The sequence below is a fragment of the Gilliamella sp. B2785 genome (genome assembly GCF_026537005.1).
In the GTDB taxonomy this organism is placed as follows: domain Bacteria; phylum Pseudomonadota; class Gammaproteobacteria; order Enterobacterales; family Orbaceae; genus Gilliamella; species Gilliamella apicola_E.
The window spans coordinates 21,102-43,163 of sequence record NZ_JAFNNC010000007.1; the positions used below are offsets into that span (position 1 = coordinate 21,102).

Below are 22,062 nucleotides of genomic sequence, written 5' to 3' on the forward strand. Positions count from 1 at the left end.
TATTAGTTAATCTGAGTTTGATCGAAAGTGATTCCTTGCTGTAACCAAGGATCGTTGTTTATGGCATTAGCAATAATTTTGGCGATAGCTAATGCGCCTTTTTCTTGAAAATGCGTAGCATCAGGATTGTTAATCACGCCAGAAGTTTGATTTTTATAATAAGGATATTGAGGATCATTAGGATCTACAGCTAACCAGTAAGACTGCCAGTCATCTTTGTGTTGGTTCGCAAAATCAATACTAAATGACTCCAAATCAATTAAAGCAACTTGATTAACTTTTGCCGTATGTTTAATCGTATTCGAATAATCTCCCCAATAAGCAAAACCTGGTTTATTGGCGGTATAATGCATATGACTAACAGGATTAGTATTTTGATAAGCAATGTTATTATTCTTATCTTTATAACGGGTGACTGGTGTCATTAAAATTGGCGTCATATCCAACGCTTTTGCCACAGAGAGATAACCTTCTAAAGAGGATTGGAATGACATATTTTCTTGCGTTGATGGATACTGTTTTTGGTTGTTATCATCATTAGGATAAGTGCATAAATTAGCAACATCCACTTTACCTCGTTTCGGATTGTTACCGTTACATTTTTCATCATTATGTCCAAAAGCGATGATCATATAATCGCCTTTTTTCATTAAAGGGATCAATAAATCGAACCATCCTTCAGTTTTGAAACTACGGCTTGAACGGCCTGACTGTGCGCCATTGATGACAACCGTATCAGCCTTATCATCAATAAACTGATCAAAAACTTGGCCCCATCCCATTCTTGGATAAACTTTTTTATCATAATTGGACGCAGTCGAATCACCTAAAATAAAAATACGTTGCTTAGCATTTATATTTCTTTCTTTTTGCTTAACTGCCTGATCATAATCAAAAGGTGAATCTTGGCTAATGGGTCTTAAACGCATATCAAACAATACAGTACCACTTACTTTACCAGTAGAAGAATCGTATCCACGATTAAAGTACATTACATTAAGTAGCTTGTTAATATCTGGATTTTCGGTGGTAAGTGGATCAAAAGAATTAGCAATAATACCTACTTGGCGTAATGCTTTATCAAACAGCATATGATAATTTTTATAAGCATGGCTTAACGCAGCATCATCTATTGAAAAAGATAATTGATTATCAGTAAATTGTTCTGGGCCTAGAAGATTGATTTGTTTAGCTAGTTCACTAGTTAAAAAATCAGTTAATGGATTAATATTAACAGTATTTTTTTCATCTTTTTGTAAGGTATGAACGTATGAAACCAAACAATTACCGTTACACATTTGCCCTTCATCCGCTTTTCGGGCAAGTGAGTTTTCATTACTAAAAACAATTAGTGGTGGAGTCAGTTCAGAAACATCTTGTTGATAAAACCCATCGCTATTAGTCGCCGTTTTTAAAATTTTATTATTCACATCACGGACTATCACCGATGAAACAACTGGTTTATTAACATAAACATAACCTTGTATTACAGTACTTGCCAATACTTGATTGATTGAAGTGACAACCAATAAAAATCCGAAAAAAATTTTCTTTATCATTTTTTCACCACTAACTGTTTTTAACACTTTTATCGATTAAAATAAATAAGATAATCCTAGTGCTAACTTAGCTTCCCTTGCGTCAGAATGAACACTTTTTGCCACATCTTCTGCAGCAAAGTTAACTTGCCAAACTTTGGTTGCTTGCCAATTTATATCCAGTTCTTGTTGATAATCATGCTTTTTATCATTGTGTAATACATAGTTTCCTTTTAAGTATGAGAAGCGATAGCCAATGTTCCAATCAGGAGTTAGATTAATATCAGTACCTATATCAAAACGATTGCGCGCTCGATTATCGACATAACCTTGAACACTATCTTCGCGTTTACTTCTTGAAACTTTGCGATATTCAAATCGATATTGGCCATAAAAAGATAGATCATCACTTTGTAACCAAGTCAATTTTAAAGCGGGAGAATAACGAACACCTGGACGTTGTGAATCACTTACATCACCTAACTGATAATGGGGTAAGTTTTCTTTACTTTTAGCTTTATAACCACCACCTGAATAGAATCTAACTTCCATATTTGGTGTTAGTATCCAATTATCAGCTAAATAAAAATTGTAACCTCCATAAATTTGATAATGACTAGAAACAATATCATCAAAGAATAATCTATTTTTTAATTGGTTATAGGTATTTACACTTAGACCAACATAGCCTTTTTTATCAAAATCAGTATATAGACCAAAACTATCACCATGGTAATGTGAAGTTAAACCATAATGATGTGCATATTTGAAATAGGTTTTATAAGCGAAATTAGAATCTTTGCTATTTGATTGACCGAATGCGTAATTGAAACCAACTTTAAACTTAGCTTGTCGAGTATTAGTGGTTTTATTTTTCGATACATCAGAAATAGAAAAATAAGGACGGAGTAATTTTGAATAATTATAGGTAATTTTAAATTCTTGCTCATAATCAGTTTTTTTATTGTTATAAGCTTTATATTCATTTTTAGAAAAACCTTTTTTCAAGGCTTTATAAGAATTGTTAGTATAATCACCAAAATAATAGTTAAAGGTATAGGCAAAGTTAAATGCTTTTATACCAGAATACATTAATGCCCAATCTAAACGATTCCTTCCTGTATTACTACTAGCAACATATTTAACTTGTTTGCCAGCTATTTTTGCTCTTTTATAACGTTCAGCGTGAGATATTTTTTTCCATTCATAGCGATATCGAAAACTTGTTGACCAATCACTATTAATTTTATAACTATATTTCAATCCTGGTTGATAAAGAGTTGAATCTTTGCTGAAACCTAATTCTAATGATGGAATAATCGATCCCCAGCCATCATCAAGCGTAAATGTTTTTTGAATAACAACACCACCCGATCCACCTTGCATATCATCATATAAAACATCACGTTTGTTTCCACCACCTTCAGTAACACCAAATTTAAATTCATATTGCCAACTATCGTCAGTTTTATGAATTAACTTAATTGTATCCCCATGAATCCTATCCATAGATTTCCAGTTATGTTCATATTGAAAAGTTGTTTGACCAGCAAAAGAATAAATAGGAAAGGTAGACAGAAACATTAAAAGCGGTATTTTTTTTAATTTAAATTGACTCATTATTGTTTTCCTAAATTTTTAAATTTATTTTTGAAATACTGTTTTATATTTTTTATTATTTTATTAATTTTTTCTGTTAATAAGATCACAGTTTCAGAAAACAATTCAAAAAAAACAATAACTACATGATATATTTAATTTTTATTTAAAATAATATTAATATATATACCTTAAAAATCAAAATAATTTGTTACCAACGTCACATTTCTAAAAAAAAATTAAAATTAATTTGTATAAATTTAGTATTATTTCAATAATAATTTTAAAACAGTATTTCATAATTATTAAAGGAAATAGATTTATGGCTGATAATCAGAAAAAAATAACCACACTCACTCGATTTTCGTATGGTAGTGGTAATTTGATAGGAAGTGGTGCTCTAGCAATTAGTGCCGCTTGGTTACTATACTTTTATACAACATTTTGTGGACTTTCGGCATTTCAAGCAACGTTAATTTTTTCTATAGCTACCTATTTAGATGTAATTTTAAATCCACTAATGGGTTTTATTACTGATAACTTTAACCATACAAAACTTGGACGTCGATTTGGTCGCCGTCGATTCTTCATCCTATTTGCTATTCCATGTATGATTATTTACCCATTACTTTGGGTAGATGGGATGAATTTCTGGTACTACTTAACTACTTATATTTTATTTGAATTCATCTATACCATGATTATGATTCCATACAATACTTTACCGGTAGAGATGACTAAAAACTTCGATCAAAGAACTTACCTAGCAGGTTCCAAAGCGATGTTTGGTAAAGTAGCAAACTTCTTAGCTGCAGCTATTCCTGGTGTATTTTTCTATCTATTTGATGGTAAAGACTCTCCACTACCATTCTTATTAACAGGTATTACTTATGCATCTATTATGGCGATAGCACTAATTTTGCTTTATTTTAATAGCTGGGAAAAATCAGTTGATGAAATTGAAGATGAAACAACTTCTGGCCTTTGGGAAAGTATTGTTAAATTATTTTCAGATGTTTTTTCAACTTTCCGTTTAAAAACTTTTAGAAACCATTTAGGTATGTATCTATTTGGCTTTGGTGCTGAATGGTTATTTGCAGCAACATTTACTTATTTTGTGGTATTTAACTTAGGCCAACCCAAAACATTCGTTTCACAAATGAACAGTTTAAGTAGTATTTGCCAATTAATCTCAACTGCCTTTTTCATGGCTTGGTGTGTAAAACGTGGATTCAAAAGACCATTTGTTATTGCAATATTGATAGTAATATCTTCGGTAATCGGCTATATCGGTGTCTACTACTTTAATATGCCTCATGTTACATGGATTGTAATTGGTATTACTATTTGGTTTGGATTAGGAACGGGTGGTGTTTATTATATTCCTTGGAGTGTATACACATTTTTAGCAGATATCGATGAAGTACTAACAGGAAGACGTCGCGAAGGTATTTATGCTGGTGCTATGACCATGGCCGGTAAATTAATGCGTGCAACTATCGTCTTTGTCTTAGGTATTGTATTGAAATATTCTGGTTTTGTGTCTGGCGTAGATGCTGTTCAACCAGAGAGTGCCGTTACTGCAATTAACTTAGTATTAATCTTCGGTGTGTGTGGAATGGCACTATTAGGTATCTTCTTCACATATCGTATGAAATTAGATAAATCGACTCATGCACTTATTATTCAAGAACTTGATAGATTAAAAAATGGTGGCAAAAAACAAGATGCAACACCAGAAATAAGAAGTTTAGTTAAAGAGTTAACTGGCTTTGAATATGACAACTGTTTTGGTAACAATAATGTAGGCTTTAAACAACACCACTAAACAAAAGTAATATAATTAAACTTAAAATCATCTAATCTAAACAATTAGATGATTTTTTTTATCTTAAATTAATCCAAACTTTTTCAATGCCTTCGCTATGCCATCATTATTATTGGTATCAGTGACATATTCAGCTTTTTCTTTTAGCTGATCAACCGCATTGCTCATTGCTACAGGATGGTCAACGGTTAGGAACATTTCAAAATCATTCATACCATCACCAAAGGCATAAGTAGGTACGTCATTAAAACCTTTAATTTCTAATAATTCTTTAATTCCATTACCTTTAGAACCGCCATGATTAAAAACATCAACACAATAACGTGTATTACGGATAAACGTCAATTCAGGAAAAACTTCTCTATAAGGTGATTCGCCTTGTTCACAAAGCAGTAATAACATTTGAATCGGTTCTTTTAAGTAAATTTGATCATCAACAGGAGGTACTTGTTGTTTTAAAGAAGTATAGAATTTTTGAGCTGGAAGACTATTTTCACTCACTCGCATAGTCTTATAGCTATAGAAAGATAATGGAATATTCATCTTTTCTCTTGAATATTCATATAATCGAGTAATGAGGTTTTTATCAATATTATTTGTGAAAACAACTTCTTTTTCATAAATAACTACTTGGCCATTCATACCAATAATTGAATCTATACCAGTATCCCTCATCAAATCAACCGCTTCAGGTGGTGTTCTACCAGTTGCAATTATTGGTACAATATTATTTTGTTTTAGTTTTCTAATTGCATCATAAGAACTAGGTAACACATCTATATCTTTATTAAATAAGGTTCCATCTAAATCGAAAAAAACAATAGCTTCAGGTTTCTTTTTCATTTCATAAATCCAAAATATGTTTAATAAAAGGAATGGTTAATTTGCGTTGTTGAGCTAACGTAGCGACTTCAAACTCTTCCATTAAAGAAAATAAAGTTCGCATATCGCGATTAACACGTTTTAACAAAAATAATCCAACTTCCGTTGATAGCTCAAATCCACTTAGCTTAGCCCTAAGTTGTAAAGCTTTTAGTTTATCCTCATCACTTAACTCTTTTAACTGATAAACTTGCCCCCACGTTAACCTTGATACCAAATCAGGTAGTATAAAAGGAACTTGTTTTGGAGGGGCACTGGCAGTTATCAATAATTTACTAACGTTTTTTTCGGTTAAACGATTAAAAAGATCAAATATTGCTTCTTCCCAATCACGATGACCTGCTATCGCATCAATATCATCTAAACAAACCAAATCATAATTATCTAAACCTTGTAAAATCTCAGGTACAAGTAGAACATGCTGTTTTAAAGGAATATAGCTTGCTAACTTATTTTGACATGAAGCATGTAATAGATGAGTACGACCAGCGGCACTTGCTGACCATATATAAAAGACGTTGAAGCCTTCCTTATCAAGTAAGGTTTGCAAAGATTCAAACAATAATTGATTATTACCTACATAAAAACTATCAAATGTTTCGTTATTAGGTAATATAAAAGGTAAAGGCAACTGTGAAAGAGTAATAAAATAACCTCACAATAAAAATATAATCTTACTAAGTATAAATTTGCTTTTACAAAAATCAATCACTTTTACAGCAAACAAATAAGTTAACGAAAGTAACTATCAAAAATTAATATATCAATCCTAAAAAACTAAATAATAACCTAATTAAAAATTAATTTAGATATAGAAATTAATCCATTTTATTATTATCTAATACTTAAAAAAACATTTTAACCTTTTCCTAAATAGCTTTTAATAAGTACTATTATTTTAAGTGATGATGGTACTGCTACCTCACAGCACTTCCGAATTAAAAGAAACAAATACTTATAATCCTACTTTTAAACATTAGTTACATTAGCTTTCTACTAAAAACACCAATATCTTTTAGAAAAATCTCTCTTTCAGGTATTTTAAAAAAAACTAATAAAATGATAATTAATTATCCTATTCTTAGGTATTTTTAAAATTTAAATTAATAATATTAATGCCGCTAAGTATGATCAAAGATCATATTTCGAACTTTATAATGATCATTAAAACTCATAATTACATTTTTATTGATCATAATATTTAAGATGTATAACTTTTTTAACCAGAATGATCTAAATAATTAAGATTAAATTATAGACAATAAAAGATAAAATTTAAGCAAACAAATTTATTTTTTGTGGATAACTCTGTGATAAACCCACTATATAAGCTGTTATAATCATATTAACAACCTTAAAAGTAAAAAAGGTTGTGGATAAAAATAAGAGTTATAAACAGGATTAACTAAAAAAAGATCCGATCAATTAACAGCATTAGACGATCATTAAGATCCTATAAAATAATCATAAAAAAGAGTTATCAACAAAAATGATCCAAACTAATAATAGTAAAAATAAAAAAGATCACAAAAAGATCTTATTTAATTTAAATGATGATCAAAATAGATCATTTGACGTAATAAAAAAGATGAGTAAAATTCCTTACGCTAAATAAAACCAAATCACCTGATCAAAATAATGATCATCTATCTGTAAAATAAAAAACGAGGCTTTATATGTTTTATCCAGATCTTTTTGATGTCATCGTCGTTGGTGGTGGCCATGCCGGAACAGAAGCAGCAATGGCATCAGCAAGAATGGGCCGAAAAACATTACTTTTAACCCATAACATCAATACGTTAGGACAAATGTCATGTAACCCTGCTATTGGTGGTATTGGTAAGGGACATTTGGTAAAAGAAATTGATGCAATGGGTGGATTAATGGCACATGCTATTGATCTTTCTGGGATCCAATTTAGGATCTTAAACAGCAGCAAAGGTCCTGCTGTAAGAGCAACACGAGCTCAAGCGGATCGATCTTTATATCGTAAAGTAATACGAACAACCCTTGAAAACCAAGAAAACTTAATGTTATTTCAACAATCAGTTGAAGATGTGATCATTGAAAACGATCAGATCACAGGCGTAGTTACACAAATGGGTGTTTCATTTAAAGCAAGATCTGTTGTATTAACTACTGGCACTTTCTTAGATGGCAAGATCCATATAGGACTTGATAATTATAGTGGCGGTAGAACGGGTGATCCTGCTTCGATAGGTCTTTCCAAATCGTTGCATCAATACCCATTTAGAATGGGTCGTTTAAAAACAGGAACGCCACCCCGTATCGATGCTAGAACCATAGATTTTTCTAAATTAGGTACACAATACGGTGATGATCCTGTGCCTGTATTTTCATTTTTAGGTGATGCTAAACAGCATCCTAAACAAATTCCTTGTTATATAACAAGTACTAATGAAACCACACATGATATTATTCGAAACAGCTTAGATCGTAGCCCTATGTATACAGGTGTTATTGAAGGTGTAGGTCCACGATATTGTCCATCAATCGAAGATAAAATAATGCGTTTTGCTGATCGTAACTCGCACCAGATCTATTTAGAACCAGAAGGTTTAGACAGCAATGAAATTTATCCAAATGGAATATCAACAAGTTTACCTTTTGACACACAATTAGCTTTTGTTCGCAGTATGAAAGGACTGGAAAATGCCAATATAGTCAGACCAGGTTATGCGATTGAATATGATTACTTTGATCCTCGTGATCTCAAACCAACTCTTGAAAGTAAAGTGATCAAAGGCTTGTTTTTAGCAGGACAGATCAATGGTACTACAGGTTATGAAGAAGCCGCTGCTCAAGGTATGCTGGCAGGATTAAATGCAGCTCGTTTTGTTTATGATCAAGATCAATGGTATCCAACGCGTGATCAAGCTTATTTAGGGGTTTTGGTTGATGATCTTTGTACTTTAGGTACTAATGAACCTTATCGTATGTTTACTTCACGAGCTGAATATCGCTTAATGTTACGTGAAGATAATGCAGATATTCGTTTAACAGAAATTGGACGACAACTTGGAATGGTTGATGATTACCGTTGGCAACGTTTTAACGAAAAATTTGAAGCTATTGAACAAGAAAGAGCACGTCTTCGTGACATTTGGGTTCATCCTCACATTGAAACAATTGATGAAGTTAATGCGGTATTAAGCGCTAACCTTACCAAAGAAGCCAATGGAGAAGAGCTGCTTAAACGCCCTGAAATGAGCTACAAAACTCTACAATCCCTGTCTTTATTTGCACCAGGGCTAAGTGATGATCAAGCAGCAGAACAAGTTGAAATTCAAGTTAAGTATGACGGCTATATAAAACTACAAATTGAAGAAATAGAAAGACAAAAACGAAATGAGGAAACTCTCATACCTGAACATATAGATTATGCTGAAATATCAGGGTTATCTAACGAAGTTGTTGCTAAATTAAAACAACATAAGCCGGTTTCAATTGGCCAAGCTTCACGTATTTCAGGTATTACACCAGCTGCAATTTCAATGTTATTAGTTTATTTAAAAAAGAAGAACTATGTTAAAAAAGAAACTCATTAATCTTATTGATCAAACGGATCTTTCAATCAATTGTCAGCAAATTGATCAACTGATCAATTACGTTGAAATGCTTAATAAATGGAATAAAGCTTACAACCTAACAGCGGTGCGTGATCCTAATGAAATGTTAATAAAACATATTATGGATAGCTTAGTTGTTTCACCTTATTTAGTTGGTAGCACGTTTATTGATGTAGGTACAGGCCCTGGATTACCAGGGATTCCTTTAGCAATTATCAATCCAGACAAACAATTTGATCTCGTTGACAGTTTAGGTAAAAGGATCCGTTTTTTAAAACAAGTTCAATTTGAATTAAAGCTAGCAAATATTCAACCAATTCAAAGCCGTATTGAAGAATATAATCAAAAAAAATTCGATGGGGTAATAAGTCGAGCATTTGCTTCTTTACAAGATATGTTAACCTGGTGTAAACATCTTCCTAATGAACAAGGATTATTTTATGCGTTAAAAGGCAGTGATCTTGATCCGATCCCTGAAGGATTTACGCTTAAACAAGATATAAAACTTACCATACCTGAATTGAATGCTGAAAGACGATTAATGATCATTGAATAAAAAACAAATTGATCTAATCACTTTTTAGATCAATTCTTACGTCTTTTTAAATAATCCTTAATACCATCAACTATGGCTTTAGAAACTTGATTTTGGAAGGCTGCTGTTTTAAGTTTTTGCTCTTCAGCTATATTACTAATAAAGGCTGTTTCAACTAAAACTGATGGAATATCTGGTGCTTTTAACACTGCAAAACCTGCTTTTTCTATCGATGGTTTATGTAATTTATTCACATTTTTCATTCGATTTAAAATAGCACTTCCTAATAATACACCATTAGAAAGGGTTGTTTTTTGCACTAAATCTAAAATAGTGTTATCTAAATATTTATCACCACTTCGGCTAACACCACCTATTTGGTCTGCATCATTTTGAGTTTGGGCTAAATAACTTGCAGCAGAACTACTAGCTCCACGTGTTGATAAAGCAAATACAGATGACCCTCTAACAGATCGACTCGCAAAAGCATCAGCATGGATAGAGACAAATAGATCCGCATGTAAAGATCTCGCTTTCGCTACTCGAACTTTTAATGGAATAAAAACATCTTCATTACGAGTCATATAAACTTTTATATTTGGTTCTTTTTTTAGCAAACTATATGTTCGTCTGGCAATTTGCAAAACAATGTCTTTTTCTCGTGTTCTTTTGTAACCAATCGCACCAGGATCCTCACCACCATGACCAGGATCAAGCATAACAATAATAGGCGAGTTTTTATTTTTATTCGTTGGCGATTTTATTTGCGCTTGTTTTTTATTTAGATCCCCTTTTTGATACTCTTCTAAAAGAGCAAGTAAAGGATCATCATTAGCTGTAGCCGGTTTAGACGGATAAAGATCAACGACTAATCGATGTTTAAATTCAGCAATCGGTGGTAATGTAAATGTATTAGGATCAATACCCTGTTTTAATTCGATCATAATACGTACAGTTTTAGGATCTAACTGTAATGCACGTATAGATTTAATAAAAGGATCACGGCTTAAAACTTTTGTCGAAACGGTTTTTAATATTGGATTTAAATTGAGATTATCAATATCAATCACCATACGATCAGGGTTATATAATTGTGCGCTTTTATAATTAAGCTTAACGTTTGATTCTAACGTTATTCGTGTATAGGTTGATGAAGGCCAAACACGCACAGCCACAACTTGAGCCATTGCCGCAGCAAAGCCAACTCGTGTAACAGATAATAGACAAGTAGCAATAATGCCTTTGATCAAAAAGCGCTTTGTTGGACTAAAAGTTTTCGACATACCTAGACACTTTTATATTAGTAATATTAATAGGCCAAGAATAATAGCATAAAATAAAACGATATTAAAAAGAATGATTATCATAATCAGTTGTTTTTTCGATAGATTAATTACTAATTAGACATTATTTTCTAAATAAAGCATATAAATATAGTTTTTTATATTAATTATAGACCCTACAATCACAAAGGATTACAATATGGCACGCTAAAATCACGGATTTAAACCCGTTTTCATTTTAACAATTAAATATAGCTGAGTTATTGATGAGCAAAAAATTACATATCAAAACTTGGGGTTGCCAAATGAATGAATATGATTCAACAAAAATGGCAGATCTCCTTGAATCCACCCATGGTTTAACTTTAACAGAAAACGCCGAAGAAGCAGATATTTTACTATTAAATACTTGCTCTATTCGAGAAAAAGCCCAAGAAAAAGTCTTTCATCAACTAGGCCGTTGGAAAAATTTAAAACAACATAATCCTGATATCATCATTGGTGTAGGTGGTTGCGTAGCATCACAAGAAGGTGCACATATCCGTAAGCGTGCTCCTTTTGTTGATATTATTTTTGGACCACAAACTTTTCATCGTTTACCTGAGATGATTGAACAAATTCGTAGTGGTAATGGTCATCATGTGGTTGATGTTAGTTTTCCTGAAATTGAAAAATTTGACCGTTTACCTGAACCTCGCAGTGAAGGTCCAACAGCTTTTGTTTCAATTATGGAAGGATGTAATAAATACTGTACTTATTGTGTGGTACCTTACACCCGTGGTGAAGAGGTGAGCCGACCTTGTGATGATGTAATTTATGAAATAGCTCAACTTGCTGAACAAGGTGTACGCGAAGTTAATTTACTGGGTCAAAATGTAAATGCTTATCGAGGGCCAACTTTCGATGGTGATATTTGTTCTTTCGCTGAACTACTACGCTTAGTTGCTGCTATTGATGGTATTGATCGCATTCGCTTTACAACTAGCCATCCAATTGAATTTACTGATGATATCATCGATGTATATCGTGATACGCCAGAACTAGTTAACTTTTTACATTTGCCGGTACAAAGTGGTTCTGACCGAGTGTTAAATTTAATGAAACGCACTCATACAGCAATTGAATATAAATCAATCATTCGCAAATTACGCAAAGTTCGTCCTGACATTCAAATTAGTTCAGACTTTATTGTTGGATTCCCTGGTGAAACCCAAGAAGATTTTGAACAAACCATGAAACTCATTGCTGATGTTAATTTTGATTTAAGTTATAGCTTTGTCTATTCAGCACGACCAGGTACACCTGCTGCTGAAATGGAAGATAACGTTTCTGAAGAAGAGAAAAAACAAAGGCTCTATATTCTCCAAGAACGAATCAATCAACAAGCAATGCAATTTAGTCGTCGCATGTTAAATACTGTGCAACGTATTTTAGTTGAAGGCCCTTCTAAAAAGGATCTTATGGAATTAACTGGACGAACAGAAAATAATCGTATTGTTAATTTTGAAGGTAGTCCGGATATGATTGGTAAATTTGTTGATGTTGAAATTACCGATGTTTATCCTAACTCATTGCGTGGTAAAGTAGTAAGAACAGAGGATCAGATGAATTTACGTGTGAGCGAATCACCAATATCGGTCATCTCTCGTACCCGTAAAGAAAACGATTTAGGTGTGGCTATCTATCAACCATAATTAAATAATGATTGAAATAATAATATAAACATGTTGATAAATTTTGGCTCAAAAGAACGTGTTTAAAATAAACGATTTGGGGACATATCTTTGAATATTACGACATATGAAACAATGCTTGAACCAGCAGATAATCAGCGGCTTAATAGTCTTTGTGGTCCTTATGATGACAATATCAAACAACTTGAACGACGATTAGGATTAGAAATAAACCATCGGGGTAATCAATTTGCTATTACTGGCGATACAATTTGTGCAAAAGCGGCAACTGAGATTTTACAATCGCTGTATAAACAAACTAAAGTAAAAGACAGTATTGTCGATATAGAACCAGAGCAGATACATTTAGCTATTAAAGAATCAGGTGCGTTAGAAAAAGCTAATGAACACGCACCTAGTTATGTTGATCTGCATGGTAGCAAACAAGTGATGATAAAGACCAAGCGAGGAGTAATAAAACCCCGCACGCCTAATCAAGCACAATATATTGCTCATGTATTAGATTATGACATCTCTTTTGGTATCGGTCCTGCTGGTACAGGTAAAACCTATTTAGCTGTAGCTGCCGCAGTTGATGCACTTGAAAAACAACAAGTTAGACGAATTGTATTAACACGCCCTGCAGTTGAAGCCGGTGAAAAATTGGGTTTTTTACCAGGTGATTTAAGCCAAAAAGTCGATCCTTATTTGCGTCCGCTTTACGATGCTTTATTTGAAATGCTTGGTTTTGAAAAAGTCGAAAAACTAATTGAAAAAAGTGTGATTGAAGTTGCACCGTTAGCTTATATGCGTGGGCGTACACTCAATGATGCATTTATTATTCTTGATGAAAGCCAAAACACAACGATAGAACAAATGAAAATGTTTTTAACGCGCATTGGTTTTAATTCTAAAGCGGTAATAACGGGTGATATAACCCAAATAGATTTACCTCGTCATCAAAAATCTGGGTTACGTCACGCAATAGAAGTATTAAATGAAGTTGAAGATATTAGTTTTAATTTTTTCAAGAGTGAAGATGTAGTTCGCCATCCTGTGGTAGCAAGAATTGTTAATGCTTATGAAAAATGGGAACAAAAAGAACATCTATAAACAGAATTTAGAGGAGTTAGATTATCTCTATTTCAGGTAAAACAAAAAAAGGCTATATTCGCGATCACTCCGCAGAAACAAACTTATTTTTGCGTAGAGCACTGTTTGCATTTGTCGTAATTATACTACTAATTTTTGTATTATTAGCCAATTTAGCTGATTTGCAAATATCGAATTTTAGTTATTACAGCACCAAATCGAACAATAATCGTATTGAAATTATCCCTATTCCTCCAAGTCGCGGTATGATCTATGATCGTAATGGCACGCCATTAGCGATAAATAATATTACCTATCAACTTAATATTGTTCCTGACAAAACTAAAAACCTTAATGAGCAATTTGAACAATTAAAAAAGATTGTTGATTTAACTGATGAAGATATTGAAAACTTCCAAAAGGAGCGACGAAATTATCGATCTCATCGTCCTGTACCACTTAAAGAAAACTTAACCGAAAAACAAATTGCTCGGTTTATTGTTGATCAGCATCGATTTCCTTTTGTATCGATTGTAAAAATTCAACATCGATATTATCCATACGGTGCTTCACTTACCCATATTCTTGGTTATATATCTAAAATAAACAGTCAAGATAAGCAACGTCTAGAAGAAGAAAATAAAGCTAGCAATTACGTGGCTACCTTTAATATTGGAAAAATGGGGATTGAACGATATTACGAAGATGTTTTACATGGCACGGCGGGTAACGAAAAGGTTGAAGTCAATAGCCGAGGTCGTATTGTTCGCTTACTTGAACAACATCCACCACAAGCGGGTGAAGATATCTATTTATCCATTAATCTCAAATTACAACTCTATATTGAATCACTGCTTGCTGGCCGTAAAGCATCGGTTGTTGCTATTAATCCAAATAATGGTGAAATATTAGCAATGGTATCAAGCCCAAGTTATGATTCAAACGACTTTGTAGGTGGTATTTCAAGTAAGAAATATAGTGAGTTACTTAATGATCCAAGTAAACCACTATTTAACCGTGCATTGCTCGGTGCTTATCCCCCAGCTTCAACTGTTAAACCATTTATTTCGATAGCAGCATTAAGTGAAGGCGTTGTTTCACCAAAAAGTGTGGTTAACGATCCGGGTTGGTGGCAATTACCGGGTACTGAAAGACGTTATCGAGACTGGTTAAAATGGGGACATGGTCATGTCGATGTATTACGAGCGATAGAAGAATCAGTAGATACCTATTTTTACCAAGTTGCATATGACATGGGGATAGATCGCTTAAATTTATGGATGACTAAGTTTGGTTATGGCCAGCGAACAGGCATTGATATCTCGCCTAGTGAAGAGACACGAGCTGTCATGCCAAGTCGTGAATGGAAATTAAAACGCCATAAAAAATCTTGGTTACAAGGAGACACTATTCCTGTCGGTATAGGTCAAGGTTATTGGACAGCAACGCCAATGCAAATGGCTAAAGCATTAACTACACTAATTAATAATGGTAAAACCTATACACCACACTTTTTATTATATAAAAAGAGCGACATTATCAATACCAATCAAAATCAACCGTTGATTGATCCATCAAAATATATTGAAAAAAACAGTCTTGTTGATGTTAATCCAACCTATTGGGCATTAGCAAAAGAAGGTATGCACCGAGTAATGTTTGGTGCTCGAGGCACCGCGCGTAAAGTTTATGCAGGCGCTAAATATCAAGCCGCGGGTAAATCAGGTACTGCTCAAGTTTATGGTTTAAAAGAAAACGAAACCTATAACGCACATAGAATACCTGAACATTTACGCGATCATGCTTTATTTATTGCTTACGCACCTTACGATAAACCGAAAATAGCCTTAGCGATTGTTCTAGAAAATGGGGGAGGAGGAAGCTCCAACGGTGGTGCAGTCGCACGTAAGATACTAGATTATTATCTTGAAGGTGATAACTCAACGGAATTAAACGATGAATCACCTAATACAGGACATGAAGATTAATGATGAATAATATTAAGAAATCTTTTTGGCAAAAGATACATATCGATCCGCTTTTTTGCTTATTTATCTCTTTACTACTTGGTTATAGCCTTTATATTCTATGGAGTGCTAGCGGCCAAGATATAGATATGATGCAAAAAAGAGTGATCCAAATATTACTTGGTTTTTTTGTGATGATTGTCTTTGCACAGTTTTCACCAAGAAGTTATGAACAGTGGGCACCTTATCTTTATATTGCCTGTATTTTTATATTACTATTGGTTGATATTTTTGGCTACACCAGTAAAGGCGCTCAACGCTGGTTAGACTTAGGAGTTATTCGTTTTCAACCCTCAGAAATTGCTAAAATTGCTGTTCCTTTAATGGTAGCTAAATTTATTCATCGTGATGGTTGCCCTCCACCACTAAAAACGACCTTACAAACATTAGCTATTATCGGTGTGCCAACATTATTAGTGGCAATGCAACCCGATTTGGGAACTGCTATTTTAATTGTCATGTCTGGTATTTTTATTATCTTTTTGGCTGGTATTAATTGGCGATTTATTCTTGTTGCTTTGATATTGTTGGCTATCTTTGTACCGATTATGTGGTTCTACTTAATGCATGATTATCAACGTGAACGAGTATTAACGCTAATTAATCCTGAACGTGACCCTAATGGTACTGGCTATCATATTCTTCAATCTAAAACAGCAATTGGATCAGGTGGAATATGGGGCAAAGGCTGGCTAGAAGGTACCCAGTCACAGTTAGAATTTTTACCTGAACGCCATACTGATTTCATTTTTTCAGTCATCGCAGAAGAGTTTGGCTTTATTGGCTCGATTATTTTGCTAGTCTTATTCTTATGCTTAATAATTAGAGGTTTGATTATTGCCTCTCAAGCACAAACGACTTTTGGCCGAATCCTTTCTGGTGGTTTAATTTTGGTCTTCTTTGTCTATGTATTTATTAATATCGGTATGGTCAGTGGAATATTGCCAGTAGTTGGTGTACCATTACCACTAATAAGTTATGGTGGCTCATCATTAGTCGTTTTAATGGCAAGTTTTGGCATTATGATGTCTATTCACACTCATCGATATATGTTATCTAAAAACATTTAACGGAATTTTTATAAATGAAAAAGAAATTTAAATTATCTTTTGGATTATTAGTGCTCGCAATATGTTCTTCTGCTTCTGCGGAAATGGCTTTTCCTATACCGGCTATTCCACAACTAGATGCTGAAGCGTATATCTTAATGGATGCCAAATCTGGCGAAATTTTAGCGCAATATAATGCGGAACAACAACGCGATCCAGCAAGTTTAACTAAAATGATGACAAGTTATGTTGTTGGTCAAGCCTTAGAATCAGGCCGAATTAAAAATGATGATATGGTATTAGTGAGTAAAGATGCTTGGGCAACAGGTAACCCAGTATTAAAAGGCTCATCATTAATGTTTTTAGAAGTCGGTAAGACTGTTTCGGTCTCTGATTTAAATAAAGGTATCATTATTCAATCGGGTAACGACGCATGTATTGCTATGGCTGAACATGTTGCAGGTAGCCAAGGTGCTTTCGTTAATTTGATGAATGAATATGCGAAAAAAATTGGATTACAACACACTCATTTTGAAACTGTGCACGGGCTTGATGCACCGGGTCAATATACCACAGCTAAAGATATGGCGTTGTTAGGTCAGGCTTTAATCCGTGACTTACCAAAAGAATATGCAATTTATAAAGAAAAAGAATTTACCTACAATCTTTCTAAACCTCAAATGAATCGTAATGGATTACTTTGGGATACTACATTAAATGTAGATGGCATTAAAACTGGACATACTAACGCAGCCGGTTATAACCTTGTTGCTTCTGCTGTTGATGGTAATACACGTTTAATTTCAGCGGTACTGGGTGGACGAACATTTAAAGGTCGTGAAGAAGAAAGTAAAAAATTACTTACGTGGGGATTCAGATTCTTTGAAACGGCAAATCCAGTAAAACCCAATGATCCACTCGCGATTGAGTCAATTTGGTATGGTGATGAAAATAAAGTTAAATTAGGTGCGATCAATGGCGCTTATATCACAGTGCCAAAAGGTCGTTCAGCAGATGTTAAAGTGCAATATACCATTGATGATTATATTTATGCACCAATAACCAAAGGAACCGCGGTTGGTAAAATTCAATTTTTATTGGATGATAAAGTTATCAATGAACAATCTTTAGTTGCGCTTGAAAATATTGAGGAAACTGGATTCTTCGGCGGCATTTGGGATTGGATATGTTTACAATTCCATAAATTATTTAATTAATTTTTTCTTAATAACCGCTGTGTGACTTTTGTTTACGCAGCGGTTTTTTATTTTAAGCAAAACTTGATTTTATCAAGCATTAATTATCTCTAATTTAGGCGTTCAAAAACCCCGTTCCTCAACTTTTTTTGTCTAAGTAGATACATCAGCAAGATAGATTAAGATGCGAGAAATTGTTGAAAAGATCTGTTCTAAAATTGATTCGACAAACAATGGTAAAGCAGAAAATAGATACGATAACATCGTTAGCCCACATAATAATGTAAGCGGGTAGCCGACCACAAAAATTGATAGTTGTGGTGTAAATCTATTTAATAAGCCTAATGACAGATTAATAATAAGTAATAATGTCATTAATGGTAATGCCAACATAATACCGTTATTAAATAATAGACCCGTTATTTCGATTAAGGCTAAATAGCCGTTTTGTTTTAAAGGATAGACCGTAATAGGAATGATATCAAAACTGTTAGCTAATCCGTAAAGTAACCATAAATGACCATCTAAGCTAAGAAATATCAACATAGCAATAATATTAATTAAACGTGATAATACCGAGGTTGATGGACCGCTGATAGGATCATAAAAAGTGGCCATTCCTAATCCCATTTGCATACTAATTAACTCCCCCGAAAATCTAACCGTCATAAAGGTAAGTTGTATTGCAAAACCAATTAGGATGCCAATCATGATTTGCTGAGCAATAATCCAGATGCCCATTAACGAATAAAGGGTAAGGTTGTCGGCTAACTTTGGTAAAGGTAACACAATGACAATAAGTATTGCTAAACCTATTTTTACACGGTTTGGTACTTCTTTTTCGCCAGTGATTGGTGCGACCATAATTAAAGCTAAAATACGAACAAAAGGGAGAAAACTTGATTGAACCCAAGCAAAAAAATCAATATTCAATAGATCGACAATAGCTAAATCCATTAAGGTTAACTTGTTAGGTTGGGAATGCTAGTGATGACAAGGCGAATATAGTCGATCATTGTGGTTAGCATTGATGGACCTAAAATAATTAATACTAGAATAACAGCCAAAATTTTTGGGATGAAAGATAACGTCATCTCATTAATTTGGGTTGCTGCTTGTAGTAAACTGATAATTAATCCTGTAACCAGTGCCGCTATTAATAAAGGACCAGCAAGCGATGCTGCAACCTTGATGGCTTGTATGGCGAAATGGCTAATATATTCAGATGGCATTATATTCCTTTACTTTAACTAAAAAAACTTTGTGCTAACGAACCTAATAGTAAGTGCCAGCCATCAGCTAATACAAACAACATAATTTTAAATGGTAGAGATACCGTTGCTGGTGGGACCATCATCATCCCTAACGCCATTAAGGTACTGGCGACAACTAAATCAATTACTAAGAAAGGAATAAACAGTGTAAAGCCAATTTGAAAAGCGGTTTTGAGTTCACTAACGATAAAAGCCGGCACCAAAATTCGTAGTGGGATATCTTCACGAGTTTGAATTTCATTCGTATGAGACATATTTACAAATAACCCTAAATCGCTTTCACGAGTCTGAGAGAGCATAAATTCACGAAGCGGTTTTGTTGCTTCATTTAACCCTTCTTGCATGGTGATTTGTTGTTTCGAATAAGGCACATACGCCTCTTGATATATTTTATCGAGTGTTGGTGACATGATAAAAAATGTCATAAATAACGCAATGCCTATTATCACTTGATTAGGTGGTGCAGATTGTGTGCCAAGTGCACTTCGCAATAATCCTAATACAATAATGATCCGAGTAAAACTCGTCATTAGTAGTAGAATAATAGGGATAAAAGTGAGTAAAGTTAAAAAGACTAAGGTTTCAACAGGTAAAGACCAACTTTGTCCTTCTTGATAGGGTGTTTGAGAAACAATTGTTAATGGTGATAATTGAGCAAAACTACATTGACTAAAAAACAGTACGTTTAGCAAAATAATATGTATTAACCGCACTATCTTACCTCTTGTCTAACACAGACTGTAATATCTGATTAAACAGGTTACTTTTTGACAATTGCTCAACCTCAGCGGGCTCAGCTAATAACATTTCAGTGCGTTGTTCATTTATGGTATGCAGTAATGTCATTTGTTGTGCAGTAACACCAACTACCAGTAATTGATGATCAACATAAACCAGAAGAATGCGCTCTTTAGCACTTATATTATAAGTTGCTTTAATATCAATGAATTGTTTGGTAGACTTTTTCCAACCAATTCGTTTTATTATCCATGCTAAAAATAAGATAACAGCAATTACACAAAAAAATGCCATGCCGATCTGGCTATATAGGCTTGATTCTACTGGAATGGCGGATAAAGTTTGGGTCATGGTTATCTCATTTTTAACGGCTTAATCTACGAACACGTTCTGATGGCGTAATAATATCGGTAATTCGTACTCCATAATTATCTCCAACTACAACGATTTCACCTTGCGCAATTAAATAGCCATTAATAAGGATGTCTAAAGGTTCACCAGCTAAGCCGTCTAAGGCTATAACTGAACCCTGAGTTAAATTTAAAAGATCTTTAATGGCCATTTTGGTTCGACCAAGTTCTACGCTTAGATTAACTGGAATATCTAGGATAAGGTTAATATCTTGCTTTTTTACGTCTGTTGGTTGTGGTGAAAGGGTTTCGAAAATAGCTTCTTTCATTACTGATTCATCACTAATATTTAGTTGGCTATCATCACTTGGTATATCACTCATTGAACACTCCTTCATTCAATTGTTCTAAAACTGGATTGCTTATCTGATCTACTTGGATTGCATATTGTTTATTTACGCTACCATAATGACCTTTTAATACTGGTACACCGCCAATGGTGACATCAAGGCTTGTTGGTTTTTCGATATCCAAAATATCACTGACTTTTAATGCTAATAATTTGGCAACAGTTGTTTGAATGTTTGTAAAGTTTGCGACTAACTCAACGGTTGATTGTTTAATACCACTCGTCAGTGAGCTCATCCACACGTTATCATCTTGGTGAGTTTGGTTTTCTATCGGTGGTTTAATTAATAGCTCTTTAATTGGTTCAACCATTGCATAAGGAATACATATGCAAAATGTTCCTTTAAAATTACCAATTTCGACTAAAAATGATGAAGTTAACACAACATCGTCAGGCGAGCTGGTAATGTTGGTAAATTTGCTTTCTACTTCAGAGCGGATGTATTCGGTTTCAATATTGTATACATCAATCCAGGAGCTTTGATAAGTTGTTAAAGCAAGACTTAATACTCGTCGAATAATCTCTTGCTCAGTATGAGTAAACTCTCGTCCTTCAGTATCAACATTAGTAGTATGGCCATCCCCACCAAAAAGAGTATCAACAACAATAAATACTAATTCAGGTGAAAATGAAAATAAGCAACTTCCCCGCAAAGGGTTAAGATGAACTAAATTTAAATGATTGGTTGCTGAAACATGTGAAAACTCTTTAAACGTTTGGGGTTCAATGGGTGAGGTTATAACATCAGTATTTCGGCGTAATAAATTAAATAATCCAATTCTAAATTGACGTGCAAAGCGTTCATTAATAATCTCTAACGCGGTTAGTCTTTCTGGGATAAAGCTATGTTTAACTGATATATCATAAGGCTTAACTTCAGTCCGTTTACTTTGTTGTAAATGATAATTTTGCTCAGCATCATTTTTTATGCTGGCTGAATTATTTTGTGAATGCAAAGATTCACTTTTATCGGTATTAGGTTGAAGCTTATCAGACATG

General features: G+C 33.6%; 19 protein-coding genes. 8 read left to right on the top strand and 11 right to left on the bottom strand.

The features are described 5' to 3' along the window. Positions 1–2: 2 nt before the first annotated feature. Positions 3–1,559 carry an SGNH/GDSL hydrolase family protein gene (locus tag J3U24_RS08775; protein WP_267337162.1) on the bottom strand — a complete coding sequence of 519 codons (1,557 nt, stop codon included), beginning with the start codon at positions 1,557–1,559 and terminating at the stop codon, positions 3–5. 36 nt (positions 1,560–1,595) lie between these two features. After that, a complete protein-coding gene (locus J3U24_RS08780) occupies positions 1,596–3,158 on the bottom strand; it encodes an oligogalacturonate-specific porin KdgM family protein (protein WP_267337163.1) in 1,563 nt (520 codons plus the stop codon). 301 nt (positions 3,159–3,459) lie between these two features. On the opposite strand from J3U24_RS08780, the gene J3U24_RS08785 reads away from it, so the two are divergent. Further along, positions 3,460–4,965: an MFS transporter gene (locus tag J3U24_RS08785; protein ID WP_065561888.1), complete on the top strand. Its 1,506-nt coding sequence runs from the start codon at positions 3,460–3,462 to the stop codon at positions 4,963–4,965. 63 nt (positions 4,966–5,028) lie between these two features. On the opposite strand, the gene J3U24_RS08790 is transcribed toward J3U24_RS08785, so the two are convergent. After that, on the bottom strand, positions 5,029–5,808 hold the full coding sequence (locus tag J3U24_RS08790) for a Cof-type HAD-IIB family hydrolase (RefSeq protein ID WP_267337164.1): 780 nt from the start codon (positions 5,806–5,808) through the stop codon (positions 5,029–5,031). Position 5,809: 1 nt separating this feature from the next. Further along, positions 5,810–6,493 (bottom strand): DnaA inactivator Hda, encoded by a 684-nt coding sequence (gene hda, locus J3U24_RS08795; RefSeq protein WP_065561886.1) that lies wholly within the window; start codon positions 6,491–6,493, stop codon positions 5,810–5,812. Positions 6,494–7,523: 1,030 nt separating this feature from the next. Between hda and mnmG the strand changes: the two genes are divergently transcribed. Both mnmG and rsmG read left to right on the top strand, forming a co-directional pair. Next, complete coding sequence (mnmG, locus tag J3U24_RS08800) at positions 7,524–9,416, top strand: tRNA uridine-5-carboxymethylaminomethyl(34) synthesis enzyme MnmG (protein ID WP_220225485.1); 1,893 nt, start codon at positions 7,524–7,526, stop codon at positions 9,414–9,416. Next, complete coding sequence (gene rsmG / locus J3U24_RS08805) at positions 9,394–9,993, top strand: 16S rRNA (guanine(527)-N(7))-methyltransferase RsmG (RefSeq protein WP_267337165.1); 600 nt, start codon at positions 9,394–9,396, stop codon at positions 9,991–9,993. Before mnmG ends, rsmG begins: the two co-directional genes overlap by 23 nt. Before the next feature lie 29 nt (positions 9,994–10,022). Here rsmG and J3U24_RS08810 read toward each other — a convergent pair whose 3' ends face one another. Then, positions 10,023–11,255, bottom strand: coding sequence for an N-acetylmuramoyl-L-alanine amidase (locus J3U24_RS08810; protein WP_267337166.1), 1,233 nt, complete (start codon positions 11,253–11,255; stop codon positions 10,023–10,025). A 266-nt stretch (positions 11,256–11,521) separates the two neighbouring features. Here J3U24_RS08810 and miaB point away from each other — a divergent pair, with 266 nt between their 5' ends. The 5 genes from miaB to J3U24_RS08835 all read left to right on the top strand — a co-directional run bounded on the left by miaB (position 11,522) and on the right by J3U24_RS08835 (position 18,313). Further along, positions 11,522–12,949: a tRNA (N6-isopentenyl adenosine(37)-C2)-methylthiotransferase MiaB gene (miaB, locus tag J3U24_RS08815; RefSeq protein WP_220225482.1), complete on the top strand. Its 1,428-nt coding sequence runs from the start codon at positions 11,522–11,524 to the stop codon at positions 12,947–12,949. A 90-nt stretch (positions 12,950–13,039) separates the two neighbouring features. Next, the gene (locus J3U24_RS08820; protein WP_267330854.1) at positions 13,040–14,041 is read left to right on the top strand and encodes a PhoH family protein; all 1,002 of its coding nucleotides are present in this window, start codon (positions 13,040–13,042) and stop codon (positions 14,039–14,041) included. A gap of 29 nt (positions 14,042–14,070) precedes the next feature. Beyond that, positions 14,071–16,008 carry a penicillin-binding protein 2 gene (gene mrdA / locus J3U24_RS08825; protein WP_370632650.1) on the top strand — a complete coding sequence of 646 codons (1,938 nt, stop codon included), beginning with the start codon at positions 14,071–14,073 and terminating at the stop codon, positions 16,006–16,008. Beyond that, positions 16,008–17,117 (top strand): peptidoglycan glycosyltransferase MrdB, encoded by a 1,110-nt coding sequence (mrdB, locus tag J3U24_RS08830; RefSeq protein ID WP_065561879.1) that lies wholly within the window; start codon positions 16,008–16,010, stop codon positions 17,115–17,117. The genes mrdA and mrdB overlap by 1 nt, the downstream gene beginning before the upstream one ends. 14 nt (positions 17,118–17,131) lie before the next feature. After that, the gene (locus J3U24_RS08835; protein WP_065733601.1) at positions 17,132–18,313 is read left to right on the top strand and encodes a serine hydrolase; all 1,182 of its coding nucleotides are present in this window, start codon (positions 17,132–17,134) and stop codon (positions 18,311–18,313) included. Positions 18,314–18,445: 132 nt separating this feature from the next. Here J3U24_RS08835 and fliR read toward each other — a convergent pair whose 3' ends face one another. Genes fliR through fliM form a run of 6 tightly spaced genes read right to left on the bottom strand, consistent with a single transcriptional unit; the run spans position 18,446 to position 22,061 of the window. Further along, positions 18,446–19,249 carry a flagellar biosynthetic protein FliR gene (fliR, locus tag J3U24_RS08840; RefSeq protein WP_267330853.1) on the bottom strand — a complete coding sequence of 268 codons (804 nt, stop codon included), beginning with the start codon at positions 19,247–19,249 and terminating at the stop codon, positions 18,446–18,448. 5 nt (positions 19,250–19,254) lie between these two features. Further along, positions 19,255–19,524: a flagellar biosynthesis protein FliQ gene (gene fliQ, locus J3U24_RS08845; protein WP_065561876.1), complete on the bottom strand. Its 270-nt coding sequence runs from the start codon at positions 19,522–19,524 to the stop codon at positions 19,255–19,257. A gap of 14 nt (positions 19,525–19,538) precedes the next feature. Beyond that, positions 19,539–20,282, bottom strand: a complete 744-nt coding sequence (gene fliP, locus J3U24_RS08850) for a flagellar type III secretion system pore protein FliP (RefSeq protein ID WP_267332238.1) — start codon at positions 20,280–20,282, stop codon at positions 19,539–19,541. A 1-nt stretch (position 20,283) separates the two neighbouring features. After that, complete coding sequence (gene fliO, locus J3U24_RS08855) at positions 20,284–20,655, bottom strand: flagellar biosynthetic protein FliO (protein WP_065561874.1); 372 nt, start codon at positions 20,653–20,655, stop codon at positions 20,284–20,286. Between the two features lie 13 nt (positions 20,656–20,668). After that, positions 20,669–20,983, bottom strand: a complete 315-nt coding sequence (gene fliN / locus J3U24_RS08860; RefSeq protein WP_370632649.1) for a flagellar motor switch protein FliN — start codon at positions 20,981–20,983, stop codon at positions 20,669–20,671. A gap of 46 nt (positions 20,984–21,029) precedes the next feature. Next, the gene (gene fliM, locus J3U24_RS08865) at positions 21,030–22,061 is read right to left on the bottom strand and encodes a flagellar motor switch protein FliM (protein ID WP_267330852.1); all 1,032 of its coding nucleotides are present in this window, start codon (positions 22,059–22,061) and stop codon (positions 21,030–21,032) included. Position 22,062: the final 1 nt, after the last annotated feature.

Bases quoted from the DNA above. Each gene is read 5' to 3' on its own strand.
- J3U24_RS08775 (WP_267337162.1), bottom strand. From the start codon at position 1,559: ATGATAAAGAAAATTTTTTTCGGATTTTTATTGGTTGTCACTTCAATC.
- J3U24_RS08780 (WP_267337163.1), bottom strand. From the start codon at position 3,158: ATGAGTCAATTTAAATTAAAAAAAATACCGCTTTTAATGTTTCTGTCT.
- J3U24_RS08785 (WP_065561888.1), top strand. From the start codon at position 3,460: ATGGCTGATAATCAGAAAAAAATAACCACACTCACTCGATTTTCGTAT.
- J3U24_RS08790 (WP_267337164.1), bottom strand. From the start codon at position 5,808: ATGAAAAAGAAACCTGAAGCTATTGTTTTTTTCGATTTAGATGGAACC.
- mnmG (WP_220225485.1), top strand. From the start codon at position 7,524: ATGTTTTATCCAGATCTTTTTGATGTCATCGTCGTTGGTGGTGGCCAT.
- rsmG (WP_267337165.1), top strand. From the start codon at position 9,394: ATGTTAAAAAAGAAACTCATTAATCTTATTGATCAAACGGATCTTTCA.
- J3U24_RS08810 (WP_267337166.1), bottom strand. From the start codon at position 11,255: ATGTCGAAAACTTTTAGTCCAACAAAGCGCTTTTTGATCAAAGGCATT.
- miaB (WP_220225482.1), top strand. From the start codon at position 11,522: ATGAGCAAAAAATTACATATCAAAACTTGGGGTTGCCAAATGAATGAA.
- mrdB (WP_065561879.1), top strand. From the start codon at position 16,008: ATGATGAATAATATTAAGAAATCTTTTTGGCAAAAGATACATATCGAT.
- J3U24_RS08835 (WP_065733601.1), top strand. From the start codon at position 17,132: ATGAAAAAGAAATTTAAATTATCTTTTGGATTATTAGTGCTCGCAATA.
- fliR (WP_267330853.1), bottom strand. From the start codon at position 19,249: ATGGATTTAGCTATTGTCGATCTATTGAATATTGATTTTTTTGCTTGG.
- fliQ (WP_065561876.1), bottom strand. From the start codon at position 19,524: ATGCCATCTGAATATATTAGCCATTTCGCCATACAAGCCATCAAGGTT.
- fliO (WP_065561874.1), bottom strand. From the start codon at position 20,655: ATGACCCAAACTTTATCCGCCATTCCAGTAGAATCAAGCCTATATAGC.
- fliN (WP_370632649.1), bottom strand. From the start codon at position 20,983: ATGAAAGAAGCTATTTTCGAAACCCTTTCACCACAACCAACAGACGTA.
- fliM (WP_267330852.1), bottom strand. From the start codon at position 22,061: ATGTCTGATAAGCTTCAACCTAATACCGATAAAAGTGAATCTTTGCAT.